Raw genomic sequence first — 21,424 nt, 5'->3', positions numbered from 1 at the left:
AACAATCAAAAATATAAAATTTTTCATACAATCCAGTCATCAAGCGTTTAAAACTTGACCATAAGCATCTAATACACTTTCTTTCATCATTTCCGATAAGGTCGGATGTGGAAAGACAGTATGCATTAATTCTTCTTCTGTTGTTTCAAGATTCATAGCAATAACAAAACCCTGTATCAATTCTGTTACCTCAGCCCCTACCATATGGGCCCCGAGAAGCTGTCCTGTTTTTTTATCAAAAATCGTTTTTACTAACCCCTGATCTTCACCCAAAGCAATCGCCTTACCATTCGCAGCAAAAGAATAACGACCAATACGTATATCATAACCTGCTTCTTTTGCTGCCGCTTCTGAAAGCCCTACAGAGGCAACCTGTGGTGTACAATATGTACACCCTGGAATTTTTCTTTTATCAAGTGGATGAGCGCTTTTCAAACCTGCAAGATGCTCAATACATATCACACCTTCTTCTTCTGCTTTATGGGCCAACATAGGAGGGCCTGCTACATCACCAATAGCATAAATACCTCCCACCCCCGTCCAACTCCATTCATCAGTTACAATGCAGCCGCGATCAGTTTTTATTCCCAAAGCTTCTAAACCAAGATTCTCAATATTACCTTGCACCCCAACAGCAGAAATCAACCGGTCAACAGTCATTGACTCTATTTTACCTTGAACATCAATATGTACACTTACAGAATCGGAAGATTTTTCAACCTTTGTTACTTTTGCTTGACGAAGAATACGTAAACCTTTTTTCTCTAACTGTTTACGAGCAAACGTTGAAATTTCAATATCTTCAGCAGGCATGATATGGGGCATCATTTCAACAACAGTTACTGTCGCCCCCATATCATGATAAAAAGAAGCAAATTCAATGCCAATAGCTCCAGACCCTATAACCAAAAGCGATTTTGGCATTGCTGGCGGTATCATAGCTTCAAAATAAGTCCAAATGAGTTTTCCATCTGGCTCAATACCAGGAAGGACACGAGGACGTGCGCCCGTTGCAATAATGATATGCTTTGCTTGATAAGTTCCCTCCCCTAACGTCCCTTTAGGGACTGGATTTTGCGGTTGCATAATCGGTTTGGAGGATGAAGAAACCATAATTTCCGCAGGAAGGCTTCCCTTTGCTTCTTTAGTAAGCTTTGCTTCACCCCAGATAATATCAATTTTGTTTTTTTTCATTAAAAAACCAACACCAGCATTTAAACGTGCTGAAACACCCCGTGAACGTGCCACAACATCTTTGATGTTTGCCTCAATTGAACCATTAATTTTTAATCCATAATTTGTCGCATGTTCAGCAAAATGTTTCATTTCCGCTGAACGTAGAAGGGCCTTTGTTGGAATACATCCCCAATTTAAACAGATCCCTCCCAAATGTTCACGTTCAACAATCGCAGTCTTAAAGCCACATTGTGCTGCACGAATTGCGGTTACATATCCGCCTGGACCTGATCCAATCACAATTACATCATAAAGATTTGCCACAGTAATTCCTCCATGGATATATAAAAAACGGATATGCATTTTTTGAACTTAAGACTGTAAAACAACATGAGAGAATTATCTTATGTCTTTGCTTTAAGCTTCACGTAAATGCTTTACCCAAACCAGAAATAGCAATAACATTGCTCTTTAAACTCTTTAAATTTGTTTCTATTCTCTTAACACGCTTTCTCACAATTTACGTGAAGAACTGTTAAACAGTTCAAACCAACATTGCTAATGGATTTTCAATCATCTTCTTAAAAGTCCGCGCGAGCTCTGCTGCTAAAGCACCATCGACAGCACGATGATCCGCAGAAAGCGTAACTGACATAACTGTCGCAACAACTAATGCACCATTTTTAACAACGGCGCGTTGCTCCCCTGCACCAATCGCAAAAATCGTCGCATGCGGTGGATTAAGAATAGCCGAAAAACTTTTTATACCATACATCCCCATATTTGATACAGCTGTTGTTCCACCCTGATATTCTTCCATTTTTAATTTGCCCTCGCGCGCACGCTTTGCAAAATCCTTCATCTCTTTGGAAATAAGTGATAACGGCTTTTTCTCTGCATAGCGAATAATCGGTGTAATTAATCCATTGGGAATAGAAACAGCAACCCCAACATCACAATGTTTATGATGAAGCATCCCGCCTTCAAGCCAAGAAACATTCGCATCAGGAACCGCTTTCAAAGAAAGTGCGACAGCTTTGATAACCATATCATTAACAGAAAGCTTATAAGTAGGCTGAGTTTCTTCCTGCCCCTTAACCATTGGAGCAGCAGCATTTAGTTGTGTACGCAGTGCTAATAGCGCATCAAGTTCACAATCTACCGTTACATAGAAATGTGGGACTCTCTGTTTTGATTCCACCAAACGTGTCGCGATTGTTTTACGCATATTATTATGGGGAGCGAAGCTATATTCATCCTCTTTGAAGAGTTTCAATATCTGTTTGTCCGAAGCACCTGTAGCTATTAGCTCCCCTATCGATGATGAATAAGACACTTTAGACATATCGCTGCTCACAGCTTTTTCTACATCGCGCTTAATAATGCGCCCATGCGGACCACTTCCAGAAATAAGGGATAAATCAAGACCTGCCTGAGATGCTAATCGCCGCGCTAAGGGAGAGGCAAAAAGACGAGCTTCCTTTTTATCTTGCTGTATTAATTGCCCAGTTGATGATTCATGAGACATTTTTATTCCCTTTGAGTCCGTCTGTTTCAGAGAATCTGTCTGTTTGATGCCCTCTGGTTTTTGTCTTGTAGAAGAAGAGATTTCTTCTGCAACTTTTGCAGCTTCAGCTAAATCTTCACCTTCTTCTGCTAAAACAACAATTAAAGCATTTACTTTAACGCCTTGTGTTCCAGCAGGAACAACAATTTTAGCAACCCTACCTTCATCAACGGCTTCGACTTCCATTGTCGCTTTATCCGTCTCAATTTCAGCAATAACATCACCAGAGGAAACCTTATCTCCCTCCTTAATATTCCATTTTGTTAAATTTCCCTCTTCCATCGTAGGGGAAAGCGCTGGCATTGTAATTTTAATGGGCATTATGCTTTCCTCCGTTATGCTCTGTATGTCACAGCCTTAACGGCCTCAATAATTTCAGCAGTATTAGGCAAAGCCAACTTCTCAAGATTAGCGGCATAAGGCATCGGAACATCTTTGCCAGAAATCGTAGCAATTGGCGCATCAAGATAGTCAAAAGCCCGCTGCATAACACGCGTTGCTATTTCAGTTCCCACAGATGACTGAGGAAATCCCTCTTCAATTGTTACCAAACGACCTGTTTTTTTAACTGACGAAAGAATTGTTGGAAGATCCATCGGGCGAATGGTTCGTAAATCAATCAATTCAACATCAATACCAAGTTTTTCAATTTCTGGTAACGCTTGAACAGCATAATGCATCCCAATTCCACATGCAACAATCGTCACATCTTGTCCAGACTTATGAATACGTGCCTTACCAATAGGCAAAAGAAAATCATCCAGTTGAGGAACATCAAATTGATGCCCATACAAAATCTCATTTTCAAGGAAAATAACAGGATTATCATCACGAATAGCAGATTTCAGCAAACCTTTCGCATCTGCAGCACTATAAGGCATGACAACTTTCAGACCTGGTACATGACTATACCATGCAGCATAACATTGAGAATGTTGAGCACCAACACGGGCAGCCGCGCCATTGGGACCTCGGAAAACCATAGGAGCGGTCATTTGTCCACCAGACATATAACGTGTTTTGGCTGCTGAGTTAATAATTTGATCCATCGCCTGCATCGCAAAATTAAATGTCATAAACTCGACAATAGGACGTAACCCACCAAAAGCAGCCCCGACAGCCAGCCCAGCAAAACCGTGCTCTGTAATGGGGGTATCAATAACTCGGCGTTCTCCGAATTCTTCCAACAAACCTTGACTAACCTTATAGGCACCTTGATATTGCGCGACCTCTTCCCCCATGAGAAAAACTTTTTCATCACGCCGCATTTCCTCAGCCAAAGCCTGATTAAGTGCTTCACGAACTGTCATTGTAACCATTTGTGTTCCCGCTGGAATATCAAAATTAAGAGATGTATCAAAAGTAGGAGCAGCCTGCGGAACTGACAAAGGCAGAGAAAGAGCAGATTCCTTAGTTTTTTGTGCTGTATCAGTAGGTTGCGAAATATCCTCAGCACGCTCACCTTCTTCTAACAAAATTGCAATAACAGTGTTAACCCTTACGCCTTCTGAACCTTCAGGCACAAAAATTTTACCAAGAGTACCTTCATCAACGGACTCTACTTCCATTGTAGCCTTATCCGTTTCAATTTCAGCAATAACATCGCCAGAGCTAACCTTATCACCTTCTTTCTTGAGCCATTTAGACAGTTTACCTTCTTCCATAGTTGGTGAAAGCGCCGGCATCAAAATATCAATAGACATACTTGCTTCCCTCGCATCAAACTAAAATATCAGTATAGAGCTCAGAAGCATCTGGCTCTTGATCACTTTGTGCAAAATCTACCGCATCAGCAACAATTGCACGTACCTCTTTCTCAATAGATTTTAAATCGTCTTCGTTCGCCCAATTTTTTTTAAGAATCCGACTTTTTACTTGATCAATCGGATCGTGCTCCTCTTTTATTTTTTGGACTTCTTCCTTTGAACGATATTTTGCTGGATCAGACATGGAATGACCACGATAGCGATAGGTCTGCATATCAAGAATGATCGGTCCTTTACCTGAGCGTGCCCAAGAAATTGCTTTATCAGCAGCTCCTTTTACTGATCGAACATCCATACCGTCAACAACAATACCTGGAATTTCAAAAGAAAGACCACGTCGGGAAAAATCAGTTTCTGCAGATGCACGTGAAACTGACGTTCCCATAGCATACTGATTGTTTTCAATAATATAAACAACGGGAAGCTTCCAAAGTGAAGCCATATTAAAACTCTCGTAAACCTGCCCCTGATTTGCAGCACCATCACCAAAATAAACCAATGTCACATTATCTTTACCAAGGTACTGATTCGAAAATGCCAAACCTGAACCAATGGGAACCTGCGCACCAACAATACCATGTCCCCCATAAAAGTTCTTTTCTTTAGAGAACATATGCATCGAGCCACCTTTCCCTTTGGAAAAGCCACCTTGGCGCCCCGTTAATTCTGCCATGACACCACGCGGACTCATCCCAACCGCTAACATATGTCCATGATCACGGTAAGACGTAATAACCTGATCACCTTCTTTTGCCGCTTTCAATGTTCCTATAACAACGGCTTCCTGACCAATATAAAGGTGACAAAATCCCCCAATAAGCCCCATACCATAAAGTTGTCCTGCTTTTTCTTCAAAACGGCGAATTAAAAGCATTTCACGATAAGCATCAATTTCTTCTTCTTTTGTAAAATCTGCTATTGGTGCTTTCTTTGTGGTGCTTGATAATGCAGTGCGCGCCGCCGACGCAGAATTTTTTTTAAGTCGTTCTGCCATATTAAACTCCCTTTTATGATTATTTAGGAATAACCTTTACGAACAAAAGTTACAAGCCTTATCAATCGGCTTAAACAATATCATTGCTGATTGTTGTTTAAATTAAGCGATTTTTCATTTACCTTTGGTATCATTTCAAGGTATTAAGATTGTCAATTCATTTGGCTTAGAAAAGTTCAAATTCTTTCGGACATACTCATCCAACATATCTTTTTCTATATGCCCATTGCGTAAAAGAGAAATACGCTTTTCCATGAATATCCGCTCAGCTTCTATTTTATGAAGCTCCTTTTCTAATTCGCTAATATGCTGATTAACTTCACTGCGTGAATACAATCCATACTCACCATGATAAATGTGATAACTGAAATAGCTTAAGACTCCCACCGTCATAAGAGGTAGTACAAAGCGTACTTTGATTGATCGACGTTTCTGCTTTGTCCACATAAAATAGCACAGTCTTTACAGCACAAATTTTTTGATATTTTGCCCAACTATGCATGATTTTGATTAATACCTCATTACCAAATCTACACCAAAATAATTTGTTATTTCAATTTACCCCCCCCTTAATACGATCAAAGTAAGTTGAATGCCCCACTTTTTCTATTACAAATATTGGATATCCTCTAATTTGTAGATTTTTTCCCCAAATTTCCTGTTAAAATAAGGATAAAATCAATCAATACCCAAGGTATAATTATAAAAATAATCCCTATAAGCCCTATCCCCATAAATAGTAGACCTATTGTACTTAGTATAGTTATAAGAAGCATTACAATGCCTGTTATAATTTTACCAACCATAAAACGATGAATCCCCAATGCACCAAAACACATGCAAACGATCGCTAACAACATTTTTGATTGTTGTGGCTGCCCTGCTGACAAGATAGGAAAAACAGACTTAATGGTATCCCCTTCACAGACAAAATCAACCATATCACCAACCTTTGGTGGCTTTTTTCCTGACCAATTCCTACTCAAGAACTGATAACGCTTACCATCACCACCTGAAACGAAATAATTTCCTTGATCCTGACTAATAATTTTACCTTTCATCTTCACCACCTATAAAATTGTTATGCATAAAGAAGCTTTTCTTCTAATATGATAATATGTTGGATAAACCTCACGGCATGAATACGATCTGTACTCACCGTGATATACGACATTTTAAAAAGCTTAAAATCCCCCAACAACTTAAAATTCCCGCATTTATAAGTGGCAATACAAAGCACGCTGTTCGATTTGTACTTTTGCTTTTTATATGAAATAGTACATTCTTTTTCAATATTTTTATTTAAATATTCATAATTTTATTTAATATTTAACATTAAAGACATAGAATAAAATAACTTACATTATTAAATTAATATATTGATAAATATAAATAAAATTATTTGTTTATATTAAAATTTTGTCGAGTTGCTATAACTTGGTAATTTTATTGCCATCTGCATCTCTAAAATATCCAGATAAAATAACTATAAAATCAATAAATGACCACAGTATATTGATAAGAATTCCTATACCTGTTACATTTATGAGAAGCATTACGATACCCGTTCCAATTTTACCAGCCATAAAGCGGTGAATACCCAACCATCCCAAAAAAAAACAAATAACTGCCAGACCTAATCTTGATTGCTCTGATTCTTTTTGACTTAAGAGAGGGAGAACAGATTTAACAACATTATCTTCATATACAAAATCAACAATATCCCCTATACTCGGCGGTTTTTTTCCTAACCAATTCCAATCCTCAAATTGATAACGCTTATCATCACCTCCCGAAACGAGATAAACTCCTTGATCTTGACCAATAATTTTACCCTTCATCCTTGCCCACCTATAAAGCTGCTCCTTATGTGTTATTCATAAAGAAACTATTTCTTTTTATAATATGCTGATTAACCTCACGGCGTAAATAAAATTTGTAGCAGCCGTGATAAACATGAAATTAAAATAGTTTTGCCCCCCAATGATCTAACGCTTTCTGCTGCTATAAGCAGCAATACAAAACAACCTTAGTTGATTTACCCACATAAAATAGCACAGTCTTTTTCAATACTTTTATTCAACTGTGCATATTTCTCTTAATATCTCACATTAAAGAAATAGAGTACAATAATCTTGCATTATTGCAACTTAATATATTGATCGAAATAAAAAGTAAACTTTATTATTTTCTTTTTATTGTAAATTTTTCACAAATCTGTAATCTGATTCCCATCTTTATCCGTAAATTTTCCAGCAATAATGAGTATAAAATCAACAATCGCCCAAATACCGGTAATCATCAATCCAAACAATGATAAAGATAAAACGAGCATTAAAGTACCCGTCCGAACTCTCCCAACCATAAAGCGATGAACACCAAAGATACCTGCAACCCAACAAAGCAGTGCGAACATTATCTTTGTGTTCTCTGTACCTGGTCTCAACAATGGGAAAACAGAACTGACAACACCTCCTTCACAGACAAAATCAACAGCATTACCAATCCTTGGTGGATTCTTTCCCAACCAATCCCAAGTCGCAAACTGATAACGTTTACCATCATCACCCGAAACGAGATAATTTCCTTGATCTTGACTAATAATTATACCTCTCATCTTAATCCCTATAAATTTAAACACTTAAAAATTATTGCGTATATGCCTTTGATAAGAAATATCAATTTCATAATCTAAATGATCTTATACTTTCATATTTTGTGCTCACAACTATACACGATATAAATCACCAGCATAATGCGCTTGGGCTCCTAGCATTTCTTCAATACGAATAAGTTGATTGTATTTTGCTAATCTATCCGAACGTGCAAGAGAACCTGTTTTAATTTGTCCACAATTCGTTGCAACAGCAAGATCTGCAATGAAAGAATCCTCTGTCTCGCCTGAACGATGAGATATAATGGCACGATAACCTGCTTTATGTGCTACTTCTACAGCATCAAGTGTTTCACTCAATGTACCAATTTGATTAACTTTTATGAGAATAGAATTGCCTACCCCCATTTTGATACCATCACGCAAACGTGCTGAATTCGTTACAAACAAATCATCGCCAACAAGCTGACATTTTTCTCCAATTGTGTCAGTAAGTAGCTTCCAACCTTCCCAATCATCCTCTGCCATTCCATCTTCAATTGTAATAATAGGATAATTTTTCACAAGCTGCGCTAAATAATCTACCTGCTCTTGGGTGTCTCGGCATTTCCCCTCACCTTTATAAAAATACGAACCATTTTTATAAAATTCGGTTGAAGCACAGTCTAAACCAATGGCAATTTGTTCACCTGGTTTATAACCACATATCATGATAGATTCTATAATAAAATCAATTGCTTGATCAGCACTTTTAAATTGAGGAGCAAAACCACCTTCATCACCAACATTGGTATTATAACCCGCATCTTTTAAACGCTTTTTTAATGCATGGAAAATCTCAGCGCCATAACGGATAGCTTCTTTTACAGTAGGAGCTCCTATAGGGATAATCATAAACTCTTGAAAATCAATCAAATTATCAGCATGAACACCACCATTAATAATATTCATCATGGGGGTTGGAAGAATATGCGCTTGTGTACCACCAATATAACGATACAAAGGTAAATTTAATGAATCCGCAGCTGCTTTTGCAACAGCTAATGAAACACCAAGAAGTGCATTGGCACCAAGACGGGCTTTGTTTGGCGTTCCATCCAAAGCAATCATTGCTTGATCAATAGCAATTTGATTTGTTGCATCCCGCCCACCAAGTTCTTCAAGAATTTCGCCATTAACTGCAGCAACCGCTTTTTCAACACCTTTCCCTTGATAGCGCAAACCACCATCACGAAGCTCTATAGCCTCGTGTGCTCCTGTTGAAGCTCCCGAAGGAACCAGAGCGCGACCAAACGCACCATTTTCCAAATGAACATCAACTTCTACCGTTGGATTACCACGGCTATCAAGAACTTCACGTCCAATGATATCGACAATTATAGTCATATGTGTTTCCTTATCCAATAAAAGTCTCGATTCATTTATAATGCCCTATTAATGAAATATTTTTTCTCTTCTCAACTCAACTTTTTTGACAGATAATCAAATTCCATTAAAGTCTCAAGCAATCTTTGTAAATCATCAACTTTAACCATATTGGGTCCATCAGAAGGTGCATTATCTGGATCTTGATGTGTTTCTAAAAAAATACCAGCTACCCCAACAGAGACAGCTGCACGCGCTAAAATTTCAACAAATTGACGCTGCCCACCAGATGAAGTCCCCTGCCCCCCAGGTTCTTGAACAGAATGCGTTGCATCAAAAATAACAGGAGCACCAAATGAACGTAAAATAGGCAACGAACGCATATCAGAAATAAGTCGGTTGTAACCAAATGACGTGCCTCGCTCACAAAGCATAACATTCGGATTACCACTGTAAACAACCTTTTTTAAAACATTCTCCATGTCCCACGGCGCTAAAAACTGACCTTTTTTAATGTTAATAACACATTCTGTTTTGGCGGCTGCTACCAAAAGATCTGTTTGACGACATAAAAAAGCCGGTATTTGTAAAATATCAACTGTAGAAGAAACAATTGTACATTGCTCTTCTGTATGCACATCAGTTAATATGGGACAATTAAACTCTTTTTTTAAATCAGAAAAAATGGACATTGCTTTTTCAAGACCAATACCACGTGCCGCCCCCAAAGAGGTTCTGTTGGCTTTATCGTAACTTGATTTATAAACAAACCCGATACCAAGCTGATCGGTAATTGTTTTAATACGACCAGCCATTTCAAAAGCATGATCACGACTTTCCATCTGACACGGCCCTGCAATTAATGAAAGAGGCATTTCATTTGAAAAAATCATATTTCCAACTTTCACACGGGCATTTGGTTTAGTCATTTTATCCCTCAAAAGCAAAGTAACCCAATTTATGCATTAAACTAATCGACTTTGTTCTACAGCAGCTTCAATAAAAGAAGAAAAAAGCGGATGTGGATCAAAAGGACGGGATTTTAATTCTGGATGATATTGAACACCAATAAACCATGGATGATCTACATATTCTATCGTTTCTGGTAAAATACCATCAGGAGACATCCCAGAAAAAATCAAACCACACTGTTCTAACTTATCCTTATAATCAATATTGACCTCATAACGATGACGATGTCGCTCGACAATCTTGGTCACCCCATAAATTTGAGCAATATGACTCTCTTCTTTTAATTCAGCAGCAAAAGCACCAAGGCGCATTGAACCGCCGAGATCACCATTTCTTGTACGTTTTTCAAGAACGTCTCCTTTAAGCCATTCTGTCATTAAACCTACAATTGGATTGTCTGTTTCGCAAAACTCACTTGATGAAGCATTCTCAATCTGTGCAATATTGCGCGCAGCTTCTATACAAGCTAATTGCATCCCAAAACAAATCCCTAAAAATGGAACTTTACGCTCTCGCGCAAATTGAATTGCTCGAATCTTCCCTTCTGCCCCTCGTGCCCCAAAAGCACCTGGAACCAAAATTCCATGGGCTTTTTGTAAAGCTGAAACAGAATCTTCTTTTTCAAAAAGCTCCGAATCAATCCACTCAATATTAACCTTCACTCTATTCGCTAAACCACCATGCGCAATCGCTTCAATAAGAGATTTATAAGCATCCTTTAAGCCCGTATATTTTCCCACAACAGCAATCGTAACTTCTCCTTCAGGATGGTGAATACGATGCGTAATATCTTCCCAACGATCCATTTTGGGGGAAGGTGCCGAATCGATTCCAAAAGCGCAAAGAACTTCAGAGTCCAAACCCTCCTTATGGTATGCCATAGGAACATCATAAATTGTTGGCATATCTAATGCCTGAATGACTGCATTGGAGCGAACATTGCAAAAAAGTGATAATTTGCACCGTTCTGTTTCTGGAATAGATCGATCTGCACGTACAAGCAAAATATCAGGAGAAATACCAACTGCTTGCAATTCTTTGACAGAATGTTGTGTTGGTTTCGTTTTTAATTCACCTGCTGAAGGAATATAAGGCATTAATGTGAGATGGACATAAACGACATTTTGTCTCGGTAGCTCATTGCGAAGCTGACGAATCGCTTCTAGAAAAGGCATTGCTTCAATATCACCAACCGTTCCACCTATCTCACACAAAACAAAATCAAATTCTTCATTTCCCATCGTAATGAATCTCTTAATTTCATCTGTAACATGAGGGATAACTTGGACTGTTGCCCCCAAATAATCACCACGCCGCTCTCGTTCAATGATATTGCGATAAATACGCCCTGTTGTAATATTATCTTGGCTATTTGCAGAACGCCCAGTAAAACGCTCATAATGACCAAGATCAAGATCCGTTTCTGCACCATCATCGGTCACAAATACTTCACCATGTTGATAAGGTGACATCGTACCTGGATCAACATTTAAATAAGGATCAAGTTTGCGAAGACGTACGCGATAGCCACGAGCCTGTAATAACGCTGCTAACGCCGCCGCTGCGATGCCTTTTCCAAGGGAAGAAACCACACCACCAGTAATAAAAACATAACGTGCCATGGGCTTATGGTGATAAGCAATTTATAATGATTTTTCCAGCAAAAAATGCAAAAAGAAACAATTTTCCTTCTAAAATAAAAAAGGCGAAAAAAATCACCTTTTTTAAAAAGTCTATGTTTTCTTAAAAAACTATTTTGTACTGTTATCGGGAACTGTATTTTCAAGAACCTGAGGAACTGGACTTTCTACTTCAGGATTTGTGGACTGTTTCTGTTCCTGCGAAGAATTCGAAGTGCCTCCTAGCTGTTCAAGAATAGAAGGGGAAGACTCACCATCTGATGATGGGACTGATCCTGAGTCTTTATTGGTAGAATTCTGCTCTGAATTAACCGGTATACGCTTTAAAATATCAGAACTAGAATTTGATATATTACTCACCACGGTAAGTCCAATAGATACAACAAAAAAACAACAGGCTAAAATAGCAGTCAAACGTGTTAAAGGGTTTCGAGATCCACGAGTTTTCATCAACCCTGAGCTATTACTCACACCTAACCCACCACCTTCTGAAGGTTGAATTAATATAATACCAACCAAAGTAATCACAATCAAAAAATGAATAACTATAAGTACTGTTTGCATAAACCCTGCTCTTTAAATAACTCTTTAATAGCTATTTACACATAAATAACGCACAATCCAAGGGGAAACTCAAATTTCTCTGCTATAGTTTACGACAAACATCGCAAATAGTTAAAAAATCAATCGCTTTTAAGCTTGCTCCACCTATCAAAGCACCATTAACATGAGCAATGCTTAAAAGCTCAAATGCATTGGATGGTTTTACGGATCCACCATAAAGCAAACGTATCTTATTGCCTTCATCACCAAAACGAGAGCGCACCCTATCACGAATGAAATGATGTACTTTTGCAATATCTTCTGGAGTCGCTGTATTGCCGGTGCCTATCGCCCAAACTGGTTCATAAGCGATAATGGTATTCTCTGCTGTTGCATCATTTGGGAGAGATTCTTCAAGCTGCTGCGTGAGAATATCCAGTACTTTATTATTATTACGCTCCTCCAATGTTTCACCAATACATACAAGAGCCACAAGACCTGCTCGCCACGCAGCTTGCACTTTGGCACAGACAATCGCATCATTTTCCTGGTACACTGTACGACGTTCTGAATGCCCAATAATAACATGACTTGCTCCCGCTTCTTTAAGCATAAAAGCTGAAATATCTCCAGTATAAGGACCATGATCATCAAAGTGACAATTTTGTCCTCCCAAAAGGAGATTTTCACCATTCAGCGTATTAGAAGCACGCGATAAAAGCGTTGCTGGAACACAAATAAGCGCCTCAAAAAGATGACCTAGATCAGAGCTAACGCCTGTAGCAATAGCACGCAACTCTCCAAGCGATTCACTCGTTCCATTCATTTTCCAATTTCCAGCAAGAAAAGGCCGAATATTTGGAGACATATTTTCACCTCAAGAGCTTTTACAATATATTGTTTATCTGTAGTTACCAAATTATAAAATGAAAGCAAGTCTTTAAAGCTTGCATCTTTCATCTCTTTATTGCAAATTCCATTACAGCTTTGATAATAACTCACATTAAAAATGGACTTGAACAATGCTTGACATCATAAGAAATGCTACAAATTCTTGGATTTTTAGAATTTTCCTTGCTATTTTACTCTTATGCTTCATTCTTTTATGGGGGGTACCGCAGTTACACAAAAAAAGTGAAAGAGATCTTATTACTTCTGGAAAGTCCACAGTAACTGTCGATGATTATCGTCTTGCACTCGCCGATCAAAGCGCACGTTTAGCATATGCTGCTCATCTTGGACGAATGTTTACAACAAATGAAATGCAGCAATACCAAATTCCTGCTTTTGTATTTAATCAATTACAACAAAATGTACTGCTTGATGAACAAGCACGTAAAATGAAAATAAGTCTTTCAAAAGATACAATAGCTCATACGATTGGTTCTGATAAAATGTTCCAAGTAAATGGCACTTTTGATAAAAACTTGTTTTATAACTATCTTCAGCATTTACGTATTAGTGAAAGTGCTTTTCTTAATTATTACACCAAACAAGAAAAGCGTAATCAGCTTATTGCTGCTTTACTTTCTGATATGAAGGCACCAAATCTCTTTTATAAAGCACTTGCTCTTTATCAAGGAGAAATGCGTATTGCTGATTATCTCGTTATTGATCTAAAAGAAAAGAAAACAATTGCTGATCCTGATTACGAAACATTACAAAAATGGTTTGAAACACATCAAAGTCAATTTCGTGCTCCAGAATACCGTACTGTCTCTTTGCTATCTATGGAACTTAATGATTTTGTAAAACCTAAAGATATCTCAACAGATGAGGCAAAAGCCTATTATACACAAAATGCTTCACGTTTTGTAACGCCTGAAAAGCGTACATTCGAAGAACTGCGATTCCCCTCACGCGAAGAAGCCGATAATGCAGCAAAAAAAATAGCTGACGGATTGAGTTTTGATGAACTGGTAAAAGCTGAAAAAAAGACTCTTAATGACATAAAAAAAGGTCCTCTCGCAGAAAACGAACTTCCTAATCATCTGACATCTGAAATTTTTGAACTTCAACAAGGCCAAGTCAGTCCTGTGATAAATGACTTACAGGGACCTGTTCTCATTCGCGTTACGCATATTGAACCTTCAAGCTCTCTTCCTTTTGAAAGTGTAGAAGAAAATATTCGCCAAATACTTGCCAAAAATCGTGCTACTGATGATATCCGTAACAATTATGCTGCCATTGAAAATGCTCGTTTTGAGGGTGCTTCTCTCAAAGAGTTAGCTGACCAATACAAGTTATCTTTGCGCACAATTACTATTGATAAAACGGGAAAAACGCTTGAAGGTGCAATACTCACGGATTTACCTCAAAAAGATATTTTACTGAATGCCATCTATCAATCAAACGAAGGAGTCGATCTTGATCCTCTCTCTTTTAAAAATGGTGGATATCTCTGGTACAAGGTCGATAAAATTATTCCTTCCCGTGATAAGACACTTGAAGAGGCTAAGCTAGATGTTCTTTCTCAATGGAAAAATGAGGAAATCCAACGTCTTCTTGATGAAAAAGCCCAAAATGCTCTCAAACAGCTCACGGAAGGAAAAAGTCTTGTTGCTCTTGCTCATACCCTTGGTGTTACAAAACAAACAACACCCGCCCTCCGGCGTCAAGACTCATCTGAAATCCTTGGCGTTGAAGGGATTAAAGCATTATTTGCTGCTCCCAAAGGTCATTATGGCATCATAAAAGGTCCGGTTGCAACAAACCGCATCATTTATCAAATAAAGACTGTAACCATGCCTAAAGATATCACGTCTCATAATCTTTCAACTGAGGTCCACGCCAATATAGATATGATGATAAGAGAAGATCTCAAGCTAGAAATGCTACAAGTTGCCAATAAAGAACATCCTTTGGAAATTAATAGCACAAATTATAATCAGATCTTTAACGCTCTCCAATAAAAAGATTGTGCATAATTTTAAGAACTTATTGATAAAGTTTTCATCAGCTCTTCGTCTATAGTTGAAGAGGTAAGACGGATTTCTTGTCTGCATATCTTAGGATCAGCGTTTGTATAATGATTCATTTTCTCGCAAAACAGTGCATGTATGGATTTGCGAGAAAATAGTCAATGGAATGTAGAATCGTTTTTGCAATGCATTAAAAAACATTATCCATCCAAAGGTCGTAAAGGTTGCCGCCCATTAAGCTATAAACATCATCCCTATCGTCATTCATTCATAGCTCATTATATTGCTACTCTTAATATTCATTCATAGGGAGCGTATTGCTTCTTCCTTAAATGATTTCATTTACACATCCAACTTATAATAGATAAAAAAACTATTTTTAAAATTCATTATAAAAATGGAGAAATCTTTTTCTATTCAAGACTCTCATTCAATATAAGAAAAAACGTATTATCATTATAAATCAATATATTCATCAATCATAACAGTCATCAATTATGATGTTATAATTTCTCAAAAATAAGAGTTTTTTATAGACTTATAGACTGCTAAGATAACTTCTCTCATAAAATAGAAATTTCATTTCATTTGCAAATGAGATACAATCAATACATTCAGAGTACTTAAAAGTTCTTCTTCAAACAAACCAATGTATTAAGATTTATCTCATGTTTTTCTTTCTCTGCATCTCACCCATCCAATACTCTGAATAAAACATATTACTGATGAAGAAATACAGCGTATTTTCAAGATCATAAAATTTCTTATTCTTTTGCGTTCATAACAACCAAAACATCAACATTTTTTATAACAAAAAATGGTTTGGAATCACAATAGCTCCTTTTATCTTCATATGAAAAAATCAGTCTACATGTTACGCATTCCAACGTAGTAATATTTTTTTACAATATCTTTGGAAAATTGCCGCTTATTGCTGCCCTTGTTATCAACCAATAGCGATACATCAATGGCAAAGTTGCACTCTCTTGAAAAATTGCTGCCCCCAGCTGTATAGCTTTTTGAAGAGAAGCTGGTACAATGACCAATGGAAGAAAAGCTGGCTTAAGAACTCTAGGTAAAGTACAAGAATACTCGTAAAATTGGGTATAATGATCGCGCGATAATGCTACCATAGCTTCAACAATACAACCCTTTTGTTGATCGCTGAGACGATGAGATTCCAAATCTTCCCTATTCACTCCTACAGCCTTTAATATATCAGTGGGTAAATAATATTGATATCGTGATTGCATGAATGATAAAAGACGCAATACACCGCTTAATCCTTGAGAAATCCCTCCATGTTCATAGATATCTGTAAACTCTTGTGCAGTTTCAGGATCTAATATCTGACAAGAAAGCTGTAAAATTATGCCTGCTGTCTCACCACAATAATGCTCTAGATCATGAAGTGTTTCTATTGGATTGTGATAAAGATCTAAAATTTGCGCATCACAATAACGTAAAAAAGCTGTCTTAGGTAAATTAAAAAGAGTGATTGCTTTTAATAAATCATTCAAAATCGGATTGTTTCCACTCGTTTGCATTTCACCATGAGCAATAGCATCATACCACCAACGTAACCGTATTTCTCCTATGAGTGGGTCATGTACACTTTCGCGGATACGAGAAACTTCAGCATTAAATACATAAAGAGCAGCCAATGCTTGGCGCTTTTTTTTAGGTGCAAATAAAACCGATATATAGCGATCACGATCTATGGTACGTAAAATATCAAGACAATAAGGAAGAGAGCCTATCATTCTATGAACCTATTAACGTCCCTTTTTTAGCAATTAAATTAATACCCTCTTTTTATTCATATTAAAAAATGAAGGATAAGCAAATACAGTTCAGCAAATAAGATTTTTAAATGTGTCTCTTAACTGTATTATGAATTAAAATTTCTTTTCTAATCCCTTTTCGTTTTAGAAAGAAAAAAATTAAATAAATAATTTTTCTGATAAAACTTATCTTATCGGACTTCAAGTTTTCATTTGCAATAAAAAAGCTAAAAACCAATCGTAACATGCATAGTAAAACTTGAACAACAAACAATGCAAGACACTTTTTCAGTGGATAGATGACAATGTTATTTTATAAAAAATGCACTGATCACAAAAACTTCATCAAATCATTGACCTCCTCCCCATCCTAAAAGACAAAGGCTCTTACCAACACCAATTTGTAAAAAATCCAATTGCTCTCGGTACGTTTCTGTTACTATAAACGCATTGATTTATAATGATAATTTTGTGTTTTGTATGTTAAATTAGAATCCCAAATATCGTAGATATACTTTCATTTCAAACCAATTCCATGTTACATCAATAAAAACTATTCCCTTGCACGTCACAAGCGGAACTGGCTTGTAGGTAAAAACTGTATAAGAAAGAATTAAAATGCCTCTTATGAACCGTCTTAAGTGCCAAGAGCTGATCACTCATGTGATTCATTAGGAACTATGAGTAAACTTTGTCCTGAATACTTGCTGCTGTATTTAAAAAACACTTAATGTGTTAAGTTATGTATATTCTATACCCTTATATCACCGCCTTAAACGACAGTATTTTACAGCGCAGAAAATAATCACACAAGTCTTTCATGCTAGACCAGAGCCTTTGTTTTATTAAACAATACTCTATTCTACCGCAAATAATAACGCCGCAACAGCGCGATCTTCAGCCAATAAAACATTAAATGTACGCACCGCCGCTCCCGTACTCATTGTATCTGATGAAATACGTTTTTCCCATAAAAGCACCCGTAACTCTTCAGGTAATCGTAATAATTCAATTCCAGTACCTATTAATAAAACTTCGATTTCAGAAGCTTCTTCTAAAATACGAGATATATCCCTTTGAGTGGGAACAGGCCCTGCCATCTCAATGCCATAAATACCTGATGGTACACAAATAATAGAACCTCTATGAGACATATCAGCAAAACGAAACCCACCATTTCCATAAGCATCAATAGGTGCGCGACTTGGAAAATGTGCTTCACGAATTTGAATTGCATCGAACATGAATATGCACCTTTTATTTTTGAATAATCCAATTGTCTTTGCTTCTTCTCATCATAAAAATTAAAATAAGGCTGATATAAACATTGATATGTTAAACATAGCCTAGTATTGAAGTAAAAATTTTTATATAATGCCCTAATCTTCTCATACAACAAATATATGAAAATTTGGGAATAAACCGCGGTAAAATGCTATACCTGCTTAAATAAATCTATCTTTTAAAAAGTTTCCTCAGCTTATTTACTCACAAATTGCTTTTTATAAAAACAATGATCTTGTTTAAAAAACAGAAAAAAATTGCGTAATATTCTATAAATAAAACAACTATTTTAATAATCTAAAGAAAACAAAAACTCCATTTTCTGTAGCCACTATAAAAGCCTCTTTTTCAATGAAATTGTCTTGATCTTGCCAAGCTTTTTATAAAAATGCTTAAAAAATGTAATAAACTGCCATTACACCTTAAGATGCATTTTCCTTTGATACAGCTTTTTTCTCTTCAGAGATACTCATATCTTCTTTCGTTGTCGTTTTAGATTTAGACTTTTGTGGTCTTTTTGCTTTAGCATTAAGTTTTGATTTTTTTTCTGCAATCGGCTCACCTTTAACGCGCACATCAGCTAATGTTGAGCGAATAACACGAATATTCATACTCTCACCAATTTCAACCTCTAATTCACCACTCTCGTCGTGAACCTTCGTAACCTTGCCGATAATACCACCACCCGTTATAACTGTATCACCACGACGTACTGCATTAAGCATTTCTTGGCGTTTTTTCATTTGGGCACGCTGTGGACGAATGATAAAAAAATACATAATTGCAAAAATTAAAATGAATGGGACAGCGCTAGCAAATGAAATTCCACCGGAAACATCGCCTGCAACTTGAGCATAAGCGTTCGTAATAAACATTTTTATCTCCTATAGTTAAACCTCAGGTATTTCCCACTCTATTAAAATGAAATTCCGATACAGAAAAAATTCCTAAAGAATTTATCATAAAAAGCAATAACTACATAATCTAATCACAGCTTTACAAAAATACAATAAATCCTTAAGAGGCAGAATACCAAAATACAATGAGAAAAATCTTAAAAAATAGATTCACTTTCCCCTATTGTATATCCTACAATACAAATCTTTTCACTAACTCAATAAATTATACAAGATAATTTTTCTAATGAACAAACTTAATTTATATAGATAATTTATCGTTTTTGATATCAAATGACAGATCTAAATACAATAAAACGCTCTCATTTCAAACCTTCTGAATTAATCAAAACGATTTTCTTGCACGTCACACATATTAAATGAGCCTGTAGATAAAAACTTTTTAAGAAAGGCGTGAAAATATCTTTTTCATGCTTCTCTCAAATGCAAGAGCAATTGAAACACTCAAAGCTGACAAATAGTATGATACTATTGTCTTACACTTTCATAAATACAAAAATGGTAATATTTACCGACCCCAACGAACTACTTTCCTAAAACCAATGATTTTTTGCTGCAATGTCATTGATTTAAGAAAATCAATTATTTTTCATGAATTTTCTATAAACTGTAAGACTATTCAAATGTAAACGTCATCAATAAATTAGTTTTCTAAATATTTAAGGGGATCAACAGGTAATGAATTCTTACGCATCTCAAAATAGACACGTGGCGTTTTAACATTTCCTGAAACACCAGATTTAGCAATCTCATCACCGCGCCTTATCCTTTGTCCTTTGTTAACAACAAGCTTACTATTACATCCATAAATAGTGATAATATCATTTTCATGTCGAATCATCACAACATTACCAAGCTCTTTTAGTCCATCTCCCGCGTAAATAACCACACCATTTTCTGCCGCCTTTACCGAAGACCCTTCAGGCACTGCAATATCTATTCCTCGATTCATTACTGTTCCCTTTTTTTGACCGAACTGGCTTAATAAACGCCCTCGTACTGGCCAACGCATCTTAGAAATTCCTGTGGCTTGCGGAGTCGTCATATTATCTGTATTCGTAACAGTACTTGACAAACCAGTCTCATGTTTCAATTGCGTCATCTGTTTAGAAAAATTTTTCTCAGAACTTGATTTGTTCATCTTTGCAGAGGGTGGCGTTGTTACAGGAGCTTTATATATAGGAGAGGACTTCTTGTTTTTTATAGAGGACATCACTTGAGATTGGGATGCAGATTCTGTTGTTGACACTGCCCAATCGTTATTATTGTGTGCATTTGAAGCTGCTAATGTACGCCTGCTTGGAACAACAAGGACCTGACCGATATAAATGGAATTGCTGTTTATACCATTTGCTAATTTTAATGCCTCAACACTAACCCCTACTTGTCGTGCAATACTGAGCAGTGTATCTCCACTCTGGACAATATAAGAATTCCGCCGAAAAATAGGAGATTTATCCATTTGTGAACGAGAAAGTGTTCCAAGATTACGTGGAGGGGAGCCCATAACGCGACCATCAGAAGAAGTTATCCTATCTTGATGTGGAAAATTATAGGGGGAATTATCATCTCCCCACGAATCATCGCTTGATTCCACAGGTGGCAATTCAGTGCTTTGTATCATACCACTACCGTATGATAGCATTCGCGGGTCTGTATACATAGTGCTTGATATATTTGATTGAGATGATACCGTACGATGAGAGAACGTATTGGAAAAACGCTGTGTACCAGAACTACAACCAGCAACAATAGTTACCACCGCTAACAAAGTTATTCTCTGAAAATTATGCTGGAAAATATTATCCAAAGCTTTTAGACACATCGTTTTGCTCACTCATCAATAATCAACTCACTCCATTAAAGCTTTTTTAAATTACC

General features: G+C 36.8%; 18 protein-coding genes. 1 reads left to right on the top strand and 17 read right to left on the bottom strand.

From position 1 onward, the window contains the following. Positions 1 to 39: 39 nt before the first annotated feature. From lpdA to tpiA, 13 genes are all read right to left on the bottom strand, one after another. Complete coding sequence (gene lpdA, locus ACFINS_RS03705; protein ID WP_375630197.1) at positions 40 to 1,500, bottom strand: dihydrolipoyl dehydrogenase; 1,461 nt, start codon at positions 1,498 to 1,500, stop codon at positions 40 to 42. A gap of 220 nt (positions 1,501 to 1,720) precedes the next feature. Beyond that, positions 1,721 to 3,064 (bottom strand): pyruvate dehydrogenase complex dihydrolipoamide acetyltransferase, encoded by a 1,344-nt coding sequence (locus ACFINS_RS03700; protein WP_375705910.1) that lies wholly within the window; start codon positions 3,062 to 3,064, stop codon positions 1,721 to 1,723. A 14-nt stretch (positions 3,065 to 3,078) separates the two neighbouring features. After that, complete coding sequence (locus ACFINS_RS03695; protein WP_375705909.1) at positions 3,079 to 4,446, bottom strand: pyruvate dehydrogenase complex E1 component subunit beta; 1,368 nt, start codon at positions 4,444 to 4,446, stop codon at positions 3,079 to 3,081. A 16-nt stretch (positions 4,447 to 4,462) separates the two neighbouring features. Beyond that, positions 4,463 to 5,503 carry a pyruvate dehydrogenase (acetyl-transferring) E1 component subunit alpha gene (gene pdhA, locus ACFINS_RS03690; RefSeq protein WP_375612901.1) on the bottom strand — a complete coding sequence of 347 codons (1,041 nt, stop codon included), beginning with the start codon at positions 5,501 to 5,503 and terminating at the stop codon, positions 4,463 to 4,465. Between the two features lie 135 nt (positions 5,504 to 5,638). Next, the gene (locus ACFINS_RS03685; RefSeq protein ID WP_012754998.1) at positions 5,639 to 5,950 is read right to left on the bottom strand and encodes a septum formation initiator family protein; all 312 of its coding nucleotides are present in this window, start codon (positions 5,948 to 5,950) and stop codon (positions 5,639 to 5,641) included. A 182-nt stretch (positions 5,951 to 6,132) separates the two neighbouring features. Next, a complete protein-coding gene (locus ACFINS_RS03680) occupies positions 6,133 to 6,564 on the bottom strand; it encodes a hypothetical protein (protein ID WP_375622161.1) in 432 nt (143 codons plus the stop codon). Between the two features lie 369 nt (positions 6,565 to 6,933). Beyond that, positions 6,934 to 7,344, bottom strand: coding sequence for a TM2 domain-containing protein (locus ACFINS_RS03675; RefSeq protein ID WP_375620764.1), 411 nt, complete (start codon positions 7,342 to 7,344; stop codon positions 6,934 to 6,936). A gap of 368 nt (positions 7,345 to 7,712) precedes the next feature. After that, complete coding sequence (locus ACFINS_RS03670; protein ID WP_375638115.1) at positions 7,713 to 8,120, bottom strand: TM2 domain-containing protein; 408 nt, start codon at positions 8,118 to 8,120, stop codon at positions 7,713 to 7,715. Between the two features lie 111 nt (positions 8,121 to 8,231). After that, positions 8,232 to 9,503, bottom strand: a complete 1,272-nt coding sequence (gene eno, locus ACFINS_RS03665; protein WP_375705908.1) for a phosphopyruvate hydratase — start codon at positions 9,501 to 9,503, stop codon at positions 8,232 to 8,234. A gap of 71 nt (positions 9,504 to 9,574) precedes the next feature. After that, positions 9,575 to 10,411 carry a 3-deoxy-8-phosphooctulonate synthase gene (kdsA, locus tag ACFINS_RS03660; protein WP_375668185.1) on the bottom strand — a complete coding sequence of 279 codons (837 nt, stop codon included), beginning with the start codon at positions 10,409 to 10,411 and terminating at the stop codon, positions 9,575 to 9,577. A gap of 36 nt (positions 10,412 to 10,447) precedes the next feature. Further along, positions 10,448 to 12,076, bottom strand: a complete 1,629-nt coding sequence (locus tag ACFINS_RS03655) for a CTP synthase (RefSeq protein ID WP_375611264.1) — start codon at positions 12,074 to 12,076, stop codon at positions 10,448 to 10,450. A 129-nt stretch (positions 12,077 to 12,205) separates the two neighbouring features. Further along, entirely contained in the window at positions 12,206 to 12,658 is a 453-nt protein-coding gene (gene secG, locus ACFINS_RS03650) for a preprotein translocase subunit SecG (protein WP_375638112.1), read from the bottom strand. An 82-nt stretch (positions 12,659 to 12,740) separates the two neighbouring features. Continuing rightward, on the bottom strand, positions 12,741 to 13,505 hold the full coding sequence (tpiA, locus tag ACFINS_RS03645) for a triose-phosphate isomerase (RefSeq protein WP_375611262.1): 765 nt from the start codon (positions 13,503 to 13,505) through the stop codon (positions 12,741 to 12,743). A 154-nt stretch (positions 13,506 to 13,659) separates the two neighbouring features. Here tpiA and ACFINS_RS03640 point away from each other — a divergent pair, with 154 nt between their 5' ends. Further along, positions 13,660 to 15,549, top strand: a complete 1,890-nt coding sequence (locus tag ACFINS_RS03640; protein ID WP_375705907.1) for a peptidyl-prolyl cis-trans isomerase — start codon at positions 13,660 to 13,662, stop codon at positions 15,547 to 15,549. Between the two features lie 911 nt (positions 15,550 to 16,460). On the opposite strand, the gene ACFINS_RS03635 is transcribed toward ACFINS_RS03640, so the two are convergent. The 4 genes from ACFINS_RS03635 to ACFINS_RS03620 all read right to left on the bottom strand — a co-directional run bounded on the left by ACFINS_RS03635 (position 16,461) and on the right by ACFINS_RS03620 (position 21,368). Next, positions 16,461 to 17,321, bottom strand: coding sequence for a phytoene/squalene synthase family protein (locus ACFINS_RS03635; protein ID WP_375611260.1), 861 nt, complete (start codon positions 17,319 to 17,321; stop codon positions 16,461 to 16,463). A gap of 878 nt (positions 17,322 to 18,199) precedes the next feature. Continuing rightward, positions 18,200 to 18,586, bottom strand: a complete 387-nt coding sequence (locus ACFINS_RS03630; protein ID WP_375611259.1) for an Mth938-like domain-containing protein — start codon at positions 18,584 to 18,586, stop codon at positions 18,200 to 18,202. Between the two features lie 462 nt (positions 18,587 to 19,048). Continuing rightward, the gene (gene yajC / locus ACFINS_RS03625) at positions 19,049 to 19,501 is read right to left on the bottom strand and encodes a preprotein translocase subunit YajC (protein WP_375705906.1); all 453 of its coding nucleotides are present in this window, start codon (positions 19,499 to 19,501) and stop codon (positions 19,049 to 19,051) included. 685 nt (positions 19,502 to 20,186) lie between these two features. Then, a complete protein-coding gene (locus ACFINS_RS03620) occupies positions 20,187 to 21,368 on the bottom strand; it encodes a peptidoglycan DD-metalloendopeptidase family protein (protein ID WP_375611257.1) in 1,182 nt (393 codons plus the stop codon). Positions 21,369 to 21,424 lie beyond the last annotated feature (56 nt).

The organism is Bartonella sp. AA2SXKL, from assembly GCF_042197205.1.
Lineage (GTDB): Bacteria > Pseudomonadota > Alphaproteobacteria > Rhizobiales > Rhizobiaceae > Bartonella.
The sequence above is the reverse complement of the archived record's forward strand: the minus strand, read 5'-3'. Positions and strand labels throughout refer to the sequence as shown.